General features: G+C 63.1%; 8 protein-coding genes and 1 pseudogene. 4 read left to right on the forward strand and 5 right to left on the reverse strand.

Annotated elements, in window-relative coordinates; translation table 11 throughout:
* Window positions 1-24 precede the first annotated feature (24 nt).
* The gene (locus F5544_RS31225) at window positions 25-1995 is read right to left on the reverse strand and encodes an HAD-IIIC family phosphatase (RefSeq protein WP_194252441.1); all 1971 of its coding nucleotides are present in this window, start codon (window positions 1993-1995) and stop codon (window positions 25-27) included.
* Between the two features lie 782 nt (window positions 1996-2777).
* Window positions 2778-2927 carry a hypothetical protein gene (locus tag F5544_RS31230; RefSeq protein ID WP_167476500.1) on the reverse strand — a complete coding sequence of 50 codons (150 nt, stop codon included), beginning with the start codon at window positions 2925-2927 and terminating at the stop codon, window positions 2778-2780.
* Between the two features lie 250 nt (window positions 2928-3177).
* On the opposite strand from F5544_RS31230, the gene F5544_RS31235 reads away from it, so the two are divergent.
* From F5544_RS31235 to F5544_RS31245, 3 genes are all read left to right on the forward strand, one after another.
* Window positions 3178-4095 (forward strand): glycerophosphodiester phosphodiesterase family protein, encoded by a 918-nt coding sequence (locus tag F5544_RS31235; protein ID WP_167476501.1) that lies wholly within the window; start codon window positions 3178-3180, stop codon window positions 4093-4095.
* A gap of 139 nt (window positions 4096-4234) precedes the next feature.
* Window positions 4235-5188, forward strand: a complete 954-nt coding sequence (sph, locus tag F5544_RS31240; protein ID WP_167476502.1) for a sphingomyelin phosphodiesterase — start codon at window positions 4235-4237, stop codon at window positions 5186-5188.
* 852 nt (window positions 5189-6040) lie between these two features.
* A complete protein-coding gene (locus F5544_RS31245) occupies window positions 6041-7267 on the forward strand; it encodes an MFS transporter (RefSeq protein WP_167476503.1) in 1227 nt (408 codons plus the stop codon).
* Between the two features lie 324 nt (window positions 7268-7591).
* Here the strand turns inward: F5544_RS31245 and F5544_RS47655 are convergent.
* Window positions 7592-7684 (reverse strand): annotated as a pseudogene (locus tag F5544_RS47655) (polymorphic toxin type 28 domain-containing protein); the annotation flags it as partial.
* Between the two features lie 432 nt (window positions 7685-8116).
* Here F5544_RS47655 and F5544_RS31255 point away from each other — a divergent pair.
* Window positions 8117-10126, forward strand: a complete 2010-nt coding sequence (locus F5544_RS31255) for a CAP domain-containing protein (protein ID WP_167476504.1) — start codon at window positions 8117-8119, stop codon at window positions 10124-10126.
* Between the two features lie 80 nt (window positions 10127-10206).
* On the opposite strand, the gene F5544_RS31260 is transcribed toward F5544_RS31255, so the two are convergent.
* On the reverse strand, window positions 10207-11472 hold the full coding sequence (locus F5544_RS31260) for a family 1 glycosylhydrolase (protein ID WP_167479596.1): 1266 nt from the start codon (window positions 11470-11472) through the stop codon (window positions 10207-10209).
* A 397-nt stretch (window positions 11473-11869) separates the two neighbouring features.
* Entirely contained in the window at window positions 11870-13051 is a 1182-nt protein-coding gene (locus F5544_RS31265; RefSeq protein WP_238846759.1) for a hypothetical protein, read from the reverse strand.
* Window positions 13052-14075 lie beyond the last annotated feature (1024 nt).

Raw genomic sequence — 14075 nt, forward strand, 5'->3', positions numbered from 1 at the left:
TAAAACGTCTACCGGGCTACGAGGTCACGCCGGTAGTGATCGCGAACGAGGTACGACTCCGCCATCGGTCACCTCCAGCGACACGTGCTCGGGGATCGGCACCTGCTCGCGCAGTTCGTGCCCGTATTCGATGCCGTCCGGACGCGTCGACAGGACGGTGAAGCCGTGGTCGGGATAGAAGCTCTCGCAGCGCTTGTTCTTGTCCGTCGGCCGGAAGGCGCCGGTGACCGACCGAATACCCCGGCGCCCGGCCTCGGCGAGGATCGCGTGCATCGCCGCCTGCTCGATCCCGCGTCCGAATACTCGGCAGCTGAGCAGGAAGTTATCGATGACGAGGACATCGGCCTCGGTGCGTAGGAAGATCGCGCCCACAATGCCGTTGCTGCCGAACCGATCCCGCGCCGAGATCGCGAGTGCGCGCGAATCGGGGTCTCGGGTGTACTCGGCCACCTCGTCGGGCGAGAGTCGCACGGTAGTGAGGTTGAACTGATTCGTCCGCAACGTCAGCTGCGACACCCGGGCCACATCACTCTCCCCCACCGATGTCACCTTGACCGAAAGTTGCAGTCCGGCAAGGAAATCCGACAAAGTGTCGGCATTCGAACAGAATTCGGACCTGGCGGCTTCCTCGCGGTAGAGCCGCGTACGCGCACCGTCCTCCTCGGTCAGCGCGGGCACCGTGAACCAGTCGTGGGCCAGCAATGCCGCACCGTGATCGGCCGGATCGCCCGCGAGATGAACCACCGTCACCTCCGGAAGTGCCGCAGCCACCTGCGCGCATTCGTGGACGCTGTCGTCGACGAAAACCACACTGTCCATGCCGAGGTTCAGACTCTCGGCCAACGCCTTCACGTGCGCGGATTTCGGGCCCCAATCGGCGAGGACCTGAACGAAGTCGTCCGCGCGCAACACCATGTCCGGATGCTCGCGAAGCACCTCGAGTACGCGCTCGCGGTCGTTCTTGCTGACCGCGGCGACCAGCACGCCTTGCGATCGAAGCTGCGCGATGAGGCTTTGGAAGCGCCGGAATGCCTCGCCTCGCCCGGTGTGCCCGATGTCGATCCCGTCGATCCCGTCGTCGCCGAGGATCCCGCCCCACAGCGTCTGATCCAGGTCGACCGCAAGCACCTTCTTGGCCATGCCATTTCGCGCCCGGATCAGATGGGCGAGCTCGCGCGCGTAGTCCGCGAGCAATGGCTGCGAGAGATGCGCGCTGATGTAGGTGTCCATCCGGGCGTCGACAAGCGGGACAGCCGTGGTCAACAGTGGCTCGATATCGAGCACGACGACCGCATCCGAGGACAGCCCGAGCAATTCGGTGTTGAACGCCCGCCAGACGGCACCGAGCCGAGATCGGTTGCGGTAGTCCAGGATCTGGGCGCTGACGGAACGCGGCAGCGCCATCGTGTTGAGGACGAGCCACCCGGAGTTGCCCGATTCGAACTGGGCGACCAGTGCCCGCAGTAGTGCCAGCTTCTCGGCGCATACCCGCTGCACGTCGTCGACCGTGAACGGCGCACCCACCTCGTCGAGGACGACGGCGTGGTCGAGGACGCAGATGGTGAGGTCGGTGGGCTGGGTATACAGCGGGCCTGCCGGATCGCCGAGTTCGAAGACATAGGAGCCGAATTCGGCCATCCGGATCGCCGGCCGGAAGCCATGGCGGGTGAGCTCCGCGGTCAGTGCGGCACCCAGCGCGTCGAGGGTGCCGTGCCCGGTAATCGCGACTGATATCGACCTGCGCGAACCGGCGCGGAATCCGGACAGCACCGCGCCCGGGGACGGCGCGGTAGCGGGCGCGACGCCCAGCGTGTCGTAGATGTCACGCAGGGTGCGGGCCTCCAGGAAATCGGGCAGCGGCAGCGATCGCCCTACCCGCTGCTCCAACGCGCCGAGCAGCGTGATCAGGTGCAGCGAATCCCACCCGGCGACCTGGTCGAGGTCTCGGGACAGGTCATCGGCAGCGATCGCGATACCAATTTGCTCGTGAATCAACGCAGTGAATTCCAATTCGGAAAAATCGGATGAAGTGAGACTATCTTGCCGCTCAGCACTCATTGCTTGAACACTATTCGAACCCGCTTGCATGGAGGAAATGTATGCGCCTAGAAATCGCCTAGCAACTCTTTCAGGAGTGATTCGAACCACACAGGTATGCAATTTTCGCATACGCGCAGATCACCCTTAAATTCAACGGACTGCCGAGCCCGTCGCCACATCGCGTCAACCCGTTTGTTCTCAAGGAATTTACAAGTAATTAATTAATTTCACATGGGAGCAACTGCGCCAGCCGCTCAACCTAGCCGGATCAGTGGACCGCCTGCGTCGATCCCGCCCCATCCAGGCATCGGATCGACGGTGATGGGCCTGCCGCCCGATCCGAAAAACGGCCGTCAAGCAGGACATTCGGATACACGACGGCCCGCCCGAAACATTCGGGCGGGCCGTGCTCGGCGATAACGCTCGATCAGCTGATCAGAGCCGATCCACTGCTGAGCGCTGCCGATCCACTACTGAGCAGACCCAGCGACGTATTCAGTAGCCCGAGAGACGAGTTGATGATGTTCAGAATTCCGATCGCAATATTCATGGCACACTTTCTGTCACACTGAATTCTCGCCTTGCTCAGGATCCGAGAAGTCGACCGGACGTCGACGCCACAGATACTTACGTAGGCCCGAGCAAAATGCGAGACGCAACCGCAACCTTTAACTATCAGTTAACCTCCACCTTCTCCGGGGGTGACGTGTCGGCCCGATCGGGTTCGGATTAGGTATTCAATGCGCGGTGCACACCTTCTCGAGCCCCGCGACGATGCGGTCGGCGGTGCTCGACGCGATCTTCACCGCCCGCCCGTCGACGGTGAAATCGAACTGAAAATCCAACGCCCACACCACCTTCAGCGCATCCGCTTCGATGGATGACATCGCGGAACGCCCGGCCCGCTTGCCCGGGGAATGGCCGCGCACCTGCACGCCCCCGCGCGCCAGAGCCGACGCCCTCGTCGAACCGCCGCGTCACCCACACTGAGTTAGTGGACCTATAGGTTCGGCTTCCGGTTTGCCGACCAGGTCGCGCTGATGTCGGATCGGAAATTCGCCGAGGTTCGTTCGAGTCGGCATACTGATGGCGTTCCGACGGCGTTGTTGGACGCGAACATAACTATGGGGAGAGTGAATGCGAAAAACGTTGTGGGCCAGTGCCATTGCAGCGACCGTGCTCGTGTCGGCCGCCTACGTGGGTGGTTGCGGCGAGACTGCCGCACCTCCGGCAAATGATGGGAAACCGTTGATCGTGGCTCATCGGGGCGGCACTGCCGACATGCCGGAAAACACGGTGGCCGCCATCGAGACGGCGCTGAGCAATCACGCGGACGCGCTGTGGCTCACGATTCAGGCCAGCAGCGATGGGCAGGCGGTGCTCTATCGACCGCAAGATCTCAGCGCGCAGACCGATGGTTCTGGTCCGGTGGCCGCGAAGACAGCCGAGGAGCTCACCCGGCTCAACGCTGGGTACAACTTCGCTGATGCGTCCGGTGGGCACCCCTACCGCGACCGTCCCACACCGATACCGACTCTGCGCGAGGCGCTGGCGGTGATACCGGGTTCGGTGCCGATCTTCCTGGACCTCAAGCAGTTACCGGCCGGGCCGGTGGTGTCGGCTACCGCGGCCACACTGCGTGATACCGGCAACCTCGATCGGGTGACGATCTACTCGACCTCCGCCGAGGTTACCGACGCCGCGACCGCGCAAGGTTTACATGTCGCAGAGAGCAGGGAGCAGACCAGAAAGCGGCTGCTCGATGTCGCGCTCGGGCATGTGTGCGGCGTTCCGGCAGTCGCGCCCGGAGTGTGGGTGGCGCTGGAGAAGCGTCTGAAGGTCACGGTCTCCGAAAAGGTGACCCTCGGTAGCGCCGGTACCGATACCGAGGCCGCGCTGTGGGATCGGGAGTCGGTCGACTGCCTGCGATCCGGCGCCACACCGAAGCTCATGGTCATCGGGATCAACAGCAAATCCGACTACGACGCCGTGAAAAGCCTTGGCGCCGACGCTGTTCTGGTCGACTCACCAGCAGCGGCGAAAACATGGCGGTGAGCCGAAGCGAGTGGGCGTTTTGTCCGAAATTTTCTCGAGGTTCGCTATCAGCACTGATAGTTGTCGTGTCATGTACCGTTCATCGATGCGACACTCTCCCACCCCGGATCGTTCGCATGGCCCGGTAGATCTGTGTCCCATGCACCTGCGAACCATGCTCACATCACTCGCGCTCGCCCTGGTCGGGATGTCGTCCACCCCGATCGCGTCGGCGGCCCCAGCCGATCTGAAGATCGCCACCTACAACGTTTTCCTGTTCTCCCGCAACGCTTATCCGAATTGGGGGCAGCAGGCCCGTGCCGACCTGATCAAGGCGGACGGGGTTCTCGCGGGTCAAGATGTCGTTGTGCTGCAGGAGATGTTCGACAACGAGACCTCGGAACGCCTGCTGGCCAACCTGTCCGACGCCTACCCACATCAGACCCCGGTCATGGGGCGGTCCCGCAGCGGCTGGGACTCCACACAAGGCTCGTACTCCAACACCGTCCCGGAGGACGGCGGCGTGGCGGTGGTCAGTCGCTGGCCGATTGCCGAGAAGATCCAGTACGTCTATAAGGACGCCTGTGGCTGGGATAACCAAGCCAACAAAGGCTTCGTCTATGTGAAGACGATGTCGCCGAACGGTCCGGTGCATGTGCTCGGCACCCATATGCAGGCGGATGCGACTCGTTGCACCGTTCCCGAGGCGCCGATCCGGGCCAAACAGCTCGACGAGGTGGTCACGTTCCTGAAGGCCAAGGCGATCCCCGCCGACGAGACCGTGGTCTTCGCCGGAGATCTGAATATCGACCGGTCTGCCCCGGAATACACTGACGCGCTGCGCCGACTGAACGCCCGTACACCCGAATCCACGACTGGTCACCCATTTTCGTTCGATCCGCAGACCAACTCCATCAGTATGGATCGCGACAAGGGACATCCCCGCCAACAGCTCGACCACGTCCTGTTACTGAACGGCCATGCCGGACCGGCCCGTTGGAATAACGAGACCCGCATGATTCACTCGCCGAAGTGGACCGTCTCCTCCTGGGGCAAGGAATACAGCTACACCGACTATTCCGATCACTACCCGGTCTTCGCCACTGCCAACTGATCTTCGGTCCGGGGCGGGCGTTGTGCCCGCCCCGGCTTCATGCGTCACTATGGCCTCGCAATAGTGTTGGCCACCAACAGTTTCCACCGGAACGCTGGCGGCAGATCTTCCGCCGCCGGCCTCCCTCACCGGTGCGCTCGTCCCGATGGCCGTGCCGAGCCCGGACTGGGTACTGAAATTCGACACCGCCCTGTCGAACGCCTCCGACCGGACATCCAGACCGATCCCACGCAACACAACCGGTGCGAACTGACCCGGTGTCGCGGTCCCGAATCTGTGCCCGGCGTCAATACCGCTGTCCTACCGGCGATCTCGACCGCGACAGGACAGGTCTTCGCAGCAAGACGAACCACTGCGGGTGGCCCGCTTCAGATCCGAGATGACACCCGCCGCTAGCCCGGTCACGGTCACCACGCTTTCGTCACGATCGGTAGTCGTCGTGACCGGCGACGCTATCGGATCCGGAAGTACGGCGGCCCGCTCGCCAGGGCCTTCGGTAGGTATCGTTGCCGTCCGGGGCATTTCCGACATCGAATTGTGCTCCGCCCCAAGTAAATTCGTGCGGTTGGCACATAGGCCCAGTGATAGAGCTCGGATAGCGTTCATGGCGCCGGAGGTCGCACACGCTAGGTAGGTCTACTCGGAGAAGACATCGCGCTGCCCCTCTCGGGCGCCGCGCGGACAGCCCGACCGAAGTACTCCGCACAGCGCGCCTGGCCGTTCGAGTGTTCGGCGTGATACCGCAAAAAGCGGCCGAATGGTGGCCAGGCCATGCACCCAGCAGCCAGTAACCGTCAGGCCGGTCTGCACATAACGCGCCGACCAACTGGAAGCCGAAAAGGAGCATCGCCGATGCCGATACCGACCACAGAGCAACAGATCGGCGATCGGCGTGCCGCGCTATCGTCGGTCCGGCTGATGTTCTTTCTGACCGGACTGCTCTCCGCGACATGGTTGGCACGCGCGCCGACTATCAAGGCCCGGCTCGATCTCGACGACGCGGGCATGGCCATCGCCTTCGCCGGGCTGAGCCTCGGTGCGGTGCTCGGTCTGCAATTCGGCAAAATCATCAGCCTGCGATTCGGCAGCCGAGCCACGCTGCGAGCGGCGATGCCGTTATTCGCGCTCTCGCTATGCGGTCTGGTGCTGGCGAACAGTCTGGTGGCACTGACCGCGGCCGTCGGCATCTTTGCGGTCGCCAACAGCATCGTTGACGTCGCGATGAATGCGCACGGGATCGCAGTCGAAACGGCGAGCGCGCAGCCTCTGCTCTCGGGAATCCATGCCTGCCACAGCCTGGGAATGATCATCGGAGCCTTGGCCGGCGCGGCCGCCGAGCGAACGCAGACGTCCCTCGGTGGCCACCTCGCCGGTATCACGGTCGTCGTGGTAGTAGCGGCCGCCGCCGGTACTCGCCGATTGCTGCCGTCAGCTGTTGACCGTCTTTCCGATACCGCACCCCATCCGCAGGCCGGACAACGGCCACGACGATGGCCGACCCGATTGATCGTGCTCGGGTTACTGGCCTTCTGCGTGGCACTGGCCGAAGGCGCCGCCAACGACTGGACCGCCGTCTACATCCACGACGCCACCGGTGCCACAACCACCGTCGCGGCACTGGGATTCGCGGTCTTCGCCGGATCGATGTTCGTCGGCCGACTTCTCGGCGACCGGCTGATCGCCGCATTGGGTCCGGCCAGGCCATATCTGGCCGCCACACTCACCGCCACCATCGGAATGACGGCCACACTACTCATCGGCGGCACAACCCCCGCACTCATCGGTTTCGCCCTGTTCGGACTCGGCATCTCGTTCAGCCTGCCGCTGATCTTCTCCGCCACCGCCACCGTGCCCGGAATGCCAACGGCCCAGGCCATCGCCAACATCTCGATCCTCGGCTACCTGGGATTCTTCACCGGCCCAGTCCTGATCGGCTTCATCGCCAACAACCACGACCTCAGCACCGCCATGTCCATCCCCGCGATCTTCATGGCATTCGCCGCCGTCGGTAGTACCGCCCTCCGCCATCCCAGCAACAAAAAAACCGCGCTCGAACACCACCGCGCCGAGACCATCTAGCCCGCACACGCGACAAATTGAGTGGGCGGCAATACTCCATGAGATCCCGTCATTTGCGACAGTTCGTCGCTATCGCGGAGGAGCGGGGATTCACCCGTGCGTGCTCCACGGACCGACAAATGCCAACGGTATGCCACGGCGCACGGTGTTTTCGTCGGCCAGTTATCGCCCGCGGAGATGTATCCCATCTCCACGGGATCGGGTCCTATCGGAATCCAGCACAATTCGCAGTCGTTGAGAGCATTGAGCCGACGAATCCCAAGCGATTAAGCCGTAGCTCGGGACGTTCTCCCTCCGATAGGCCCGGCCAGCTAAATCTATTGTTTATCTGCCGTCAGGCTTTGCCGCAACGACCTCGCCGTTCAATTCCCGTCGAGCGGCATCGAGATCCCCGTCGGTCAGATGCTCCTTGATCCGATCGGTCGGCCGGACGTCCGGGGCGTTTCCCCTTGATGTTCAAGGTTGTGTATGTGATAGCGAAGTCGGATTTCGGACCGGCTGTGCTGCGTGTAGCTCGTTCTCAGGACTTGTGATCAGGCGGTGAGTTTGTAGTCGTCGTCGGAATGGTTGCGTTTACGGTAATTGAACGCCGCGGTTAACAGCGGATTTTATTCCGGTTGTCGTTGAATCGGACTTCACTGTGCTTGAAGAGCACTGGAACCGCTTTGTCGCAGCTTGGTCGGGTCTCTATTGTTCGCACCGAACAAAGATGTCCGCGCGGTCTGGACAGATTCGTTGCCGGGAGCGCGCGATGTGTCCGGACACCACCGAATTCGCGATTCAACTCGACGAAGAAAGTTGATAATGAGATTCAGCGTTTCAGCTGTCCGTAGACGTCGATCCCGGGCCATGGCCGCGGTGCTCGGCGTCGTAATCGTCGTCGGTTCGGCGGTGGCGAGCCCGCAGGCCGCCGCCGAACCGACGCCCGATGGCCTCGATGCCGCGATCGAGGCGACATTGTCGGACAAGATCGGCGCCGATAAGAAGAAGACCCCCATCATCGATCGCATGCGACGCAACGGCGACTGGGTGTTCGGTAGCGCGACCATCCCGGGGGACGAACAGAATGATCCGGAACCCAGGCTGTACGTCGCCGAATTGGGTGACCGGAGTTGGAAGGTCGCGCTGGAGGGCTCGCCGGAGTTCGCCGGTTTGATCCGGCAGGCGCCGGAATCGTTCTTGAGCCGGGGGGAGAAGGAGACGTTCTCGGGAGGGGCCGCCGGAGAGCCCCGCTCGGGTAGCGGTGGGTTCTCGTTGCCGTGGAAGGAAGGGGCCGCCTGGCGGATGGTCGGCGGGCCGCACGGTAACGAAGGCAGTAGCAGGCCGTTCAATTCGATCGATTTCAACGGTGGCGACGAACGGGTGCTGGCTGCGGCCCCGGGGCGCGTCACCTACGGCTGCAATGGTGGCCTGGTCCAAATCAGTCACCCCAATGGCTACAAGACGACGTACTACCACATGACCGACCTGATCAGGGTTCCACCGGGCACCGAGGTCGCTGCGGGCACCTACCTCGGCAAGACGGGCACACAGTTGCCCTGTCGCGGCAGCGCCGTGGGAAACCACGTGCACCTGGCCTTCTGGCAGGGTAACAAAGCGGTGCCGGTCAACGGCATGACCATTGGTGGCTGGACTTTCCGTGAAGGACCCGGCGCTTACGGCGGATACGCCGAGCGCAATGGTAAGCGTGTCGACCGCGGTGGCATGCTCGTCAACTACGGCGGTGGCGGAAACCCGGGGCCTGAACCGAAACCCGGGACGCCGAGCCCCCCGGCCAGCGCCGAGCCGAACAAACCGGTAGGGCCGGGCTCGGGGACCGTTCGCCGGGGGGTCAACCTGCGGACCGAGCCGAGTCTGGATAGCCCAAAGGTCGGCCAGTTACCCGACGGTGAACGCGTGACGATCGTGTGCACCACGCGCGGCGGCCAGGTCAACGGCATCTGGGGTCCGACAACCGTGTGGGACAAGCTCGATACCGGGCGATGGGCCAGCGACGGCTTCATCCACACTGGAACCAATAACCCGGTGGCACCCGAATGCCCTGGGACAGGTCCTGCGAAGCCCGATCCCCAGCCGAGCCCCTCGACCAGCGCCGAGCCGAACAAACCGGCAGGGCCCGCCTCGGGGACCGTTCGCAGGGGGGTCAACCTGCGGACCGAGCCGAGTCTGGATAGCCCAAAGGTCGGCCAGTTACCCGACGGTGAACGCGTGACGATCGTGTGCACGACACGCGGCGGCCAGGTCAACGGCATCTGGGGTCCGACAACCGTATGGAACAAGCTCGACACCGGGCGATGGGCCAGCGACGGCTTCATCCACACCGGAACCAATAACCCGGTGGCACCCGAATGCCCCGCGGGGGATCGCGGGCCGACCGCTCCGACGACACCGGTCCAGCCCACGCCCGCCCCCGGCCCGGCCCCAGCACCGAACCCGGCCCCGAGGCCGAACCCGAATCCGGCCGATGGCCAAACCGCTTGGGAGCAAAAGGTATTCGAAATCACCAACGCCGAACGCGCCAAAGCCGGCTGTAAACCGCTGCGCATAGACGAGCGACTGACCCGCGCCGCACGCCTGCACAACAAGGACATGCGGGACCGGCGCTTCTTCTCCCACAACAGTCCCGACGGCCGCGGCCCCGGTGATCGGGCAAAGGCGCAGGGATACACCGGTGGTGTCGGGGAGAACATCGCCCAGGGCTACCGCTCGCCCGAGGACACCATGCGCGGCTGGATGACGAGTAGCGGCCACCGGGCGAACATCCTCAACTGCTCCTATCAAACGATCGGAGTCGGCGCCTTGGACAACGGCAGATCCGGCCAGGGCCCGTTGTGGACACAGGTCTTCGGCATGCGCTGATCGCCTGACCTCAGACGTTCGCTCATTTCCGGCACGAAGTGCCGGAAATGAGCGAACGTGCTCTGGACCGGAATCAACGACTACGGGACGGTGGCCGGGGTGAGGCAGCTGGCGGGTGGGTCGACGAGGATGCAGAGGGCGGGGCCGCGGGTCGGACGATAGTCGGCGGGGACGCCGTTGCCGGCGATGATGCCGCTGTAGGCGGCGACGGCGTCGGTGGCGCGGCGGGTCAGTGCGGAATCGGTGGGCACGTCGACGGTATAGAGACCGAAACGCGGGCGGTAGCTGCCCCATTCATAGTTGTCGGTGATGCTCCAGTAGTTGTAGCCGATGACGTTCATCCCGTCGGCGGTGGCGCGCTGGATCCAGTAGACGATGTCACGCAGGTGGTCGGCGCGGGTGTAGCCGTCCGGGCGGGGCAGGCCGTTATCGGTGGGCATGCCGTTTTCGACGATGTAGAGCGGCTTGCCGGGGAACAGGCGCGAATACCGTTGCAGCGCATAGTAAATGCCCTCGGTGTGCAGCGGCAGGTCCCATATCTGGGATGATCCGCCCGCCGATCCCGACAACAGGATGGCGGGCAGCGCGATCGCCTTCCATGGTTCGAATCCGAAGTAGTAGTCGATACCGATGTAGTCGAGTTTCGCGCCGATCCTGGCCAGGGTCGGGCCGTTGACCTGATCGTCGTTACCGGCGACGTAGCCGAAATTGCTGGTCACCCACGCGTCGGGGCGCACTTGGTGAATGTAGTCATAGATTTGGTTGTGTGCCTCGGCGACCCGGTCCAGCATCACCGCCGCGTCGGTGCCACGGTAGCGGGCCTCCATCGTGATGTAGGCGACCGGTTCGTTGATGGTGACCCACAACGGGTTTCGCGACGCGTAACGATCGACGACCTTACGCATATCGGCCAGCCAGTTCCCCACCATGGCTGGGTCGGCCCACCCACCTCGGTCGTATGCCCATCCCGGATACACCCAGTGATCGAGCGTGATCATCGGCCGCATGCCCGACGCGGCGATCTTGGCGATCACCCCGTCGTAGAACCGGAATCCGGCTTCGTCCCACTCCCCGCTGTTGTTGGGCTGCAGCCGGGACCATTCGACACCGATCCGATAAACCTTGGCCCCGAGCGCGGCCGCCAGGTCGATATCGGCGCCGTACCGATCAAAGAAATCGACCGAGTCGCCGTACCGGTCCATCTCGGGGTGGGCGTCGATATAACGCCGCCAATTGCTGTCGCGCACATGACCTTCGGACTGAAACCCCGACTCCGCCACACCCCACAGAAAACCCGGCCCCAATCCAGGAACCCCACCCGCCGAAGCAGGCGCGGCGACCCACATCCCCGACACCAGCAGCACCGCCACCGCCGCACCGGCGGCCACGGTGCGACAGGCCCAACAGCGCAGCAACCCCGAACGCCGTAGGGCGCGCTCCAGGCAAACATCGACGCGGCCGATCGATGCGATGGTGGTGGTCGTCGGAATCACCCGGCTTTCCATTCATGTCGTACCGATGTCCGGCGGCACGGTTATGCCGAATCACCATCTGTATCCGCTCTGGAGCCCACAATGAACGACGCACAGCATACGTACAGCAACAGAAATCTGCGCAGAAACACCCGCGAATACGCCGAAGATCTTCCCCGATGAGTTGAGCCAGCAACGATTCTGTCCCGCCGTTCGCCCACAAAAGCGGTGCTCCCGGCTGGATGGGCAGCCGAGAGCACCGCGCCGATATCTACTTCTCGACGAAGCTCGCCATCAGCTCGTCGTATTGTTCCTTGGTCATCTCGTCCAGCCCGGCGGATTGGTCTACTCGGGACGAACCGAGTCCGATGGACCCACCGTCGTAGACCAACCGATCCCAGTCGGAGCTGGCCGACAGACTACCGATTTCCTCCGGTTCGCCGGCCGTCCGGTCCGGGTTCCTGTATCGATTGATATCCGCCCGCACGGGCGTGCGTGCGAATTCACCGTCACAGTTCCAATCGATCGGCTCGTTCGCCGGTACCTGGGTGACCCAGGTCAGGCGCCCATTCCGGACCGGACAGGTGTAGGAGGTACCCCAGCCCGCCGCACCCTCACCGAGGCCGGTCATCTCGTCCAACGCGCCTTCGTCCAGCGTCGGCAGATTAACGTTGGAGTACCCGAAGTACGGGCTATCGTCCTGCCGGGGCACTCCTCGCATTTGGAAGAAATAGTTCATCACGCTCAGGAAATTCGGTTTGAAGTGGGTGTGGTCGCCACCGCCGTGTGTCAGCCCGAGGTTGTGACCCAATTCGTGAACGAACGTGCCGACCTGCATATCGTCGTTGACCCGCCACCCGCACGACGGACCCATCGTGACGATGAAGGTGTCCGCGGGTATGCCCAGCGATATTCCGCTGCTGCACCTGCCGTTGTAGCGGTCCGCCCAGATCATGTAGTGGAAAACCTGGGCGCGATTGCCGTTGAAATTCGCCTGTTTGATCTCGCCGACCTCGGTGTCCACCGGTGACAGATTGTTGTCGTCGGGGACAAGATTCCCGCCGCCCAGTCGGTACCGGTCGCCTCTCTCGTCCCCCGCATCCAGATGCAGGGTGATTCCCGTGCTTCCGTCCGGGTTGGTTACCGGTGCGTCGGCGAATACAGCGACGATGCGATCGAGAACCGCGGTCGAGGGCAACCGGCCGGTCATATAGTCCATCTCGACGAAGATGTCCTTGCGGTTCGGATTCGCACCCATCGCAGGCAGGTCGATATCGATCCCGCCGTCACCGTCGGCGTCGTAACCGCGCGTCTCCCATTCGTCGGGCAGCCCGTCGCCGTCGGTATCGACCAGTGCGGCAGGCGGCTGCGCGACGGCCGTGACCGGAGCGACGACACCCGCCGCGAACAGCAGGGCAAGGCATGCGATGAACGTCGTTCTGCGAACCGACATTCCCGACCTCCTTCGATAGCACAGGCGAAGTCACAGACTTCGCATAACAGATGGACAGGAATTGAGAAAGAATTCGGCAGCACCGCGGTTCCTCTTGCTGCGGCAGGATGGCACCAGTCGTTTACCGACCGAGACTTCCAGGGAACACGTGGTGATCGTCAGGTCGTTTCGGTTGCATCAACCAGGCATCGAAGAAATCGGTGAGGTTCATACCGGATCGCCTTCTCGAATCCCGGCAGCGCGGCATTGCCGAATGTGTTCGTTCTCGTGTGCGTCGCCGTTCCTGATGCGCCTTATCGGAATAATCGAATCGGACGCCGGTGTCACAAGTGCGATCGTCGAATCGGGCGAAACTTCGCAATGCGAGCTCGAACAACATGAGAGTATGTCCGAAATGTCCATTTGTCAAAATTTGATCCAGAGGATAGGAAATGTTTCATCCGCGTTAGATTGGCGTTGCATCCACGCTAGAACTTGACCACCGTTACGGCGTTCCAGCAGCCGACCGTGGACGTCATTCCTGACGTGCCGCAAAACAAGGGCGGCGACTCCGAAGTTTGGGCGCTCTGCACAAACTTATGGCCTCGCTACCAGCCACCGTAAACGTTCGCGCCTCGAAACAATGCCGTCGCTGAAAGGACTTCGGAAATCGCCGAGGGCGACTTCGGACGGCGACAGCGAACCGTCTGTGAACCGCTGGCGACGGCGGTTTGCCGGACAACTAAATACGGCCGCGGTCGGAGGACGCCGATCGGAGGGACAGCCTGCCGAGGGCCATCGTTTGCAGTCAGGGGATTCCATGCCTGAGCCCAAGGGCCACCGTTCTCGGTCGAACATGCAAATACACCGAAGGCCGAGGCGCCCGGGACGTGATTACCGCGGATCCGTACGTCCTGGGATGGACCGCATCGGCGTTGCAGTGCACAGCGTTTCGCCGGAACAGGGAGCCCTGAATATAGTCCTCCGGGCTCCCTGTTGTCACTGCATCGGGCGGCGTACTGTCAGATTATGTTGTGACAGTTTC

It is taken from the genome of Nocardia arthritidis (assembly GCF_011801145.1).
In the GTDB taxonomy this organism is placed as follows: Bacteria; Actinomycetota; Actinomycetes; order Mycobacteriales; family Mycobacteriaceae; genus Nocardia; species Nocardia arthritidis_A.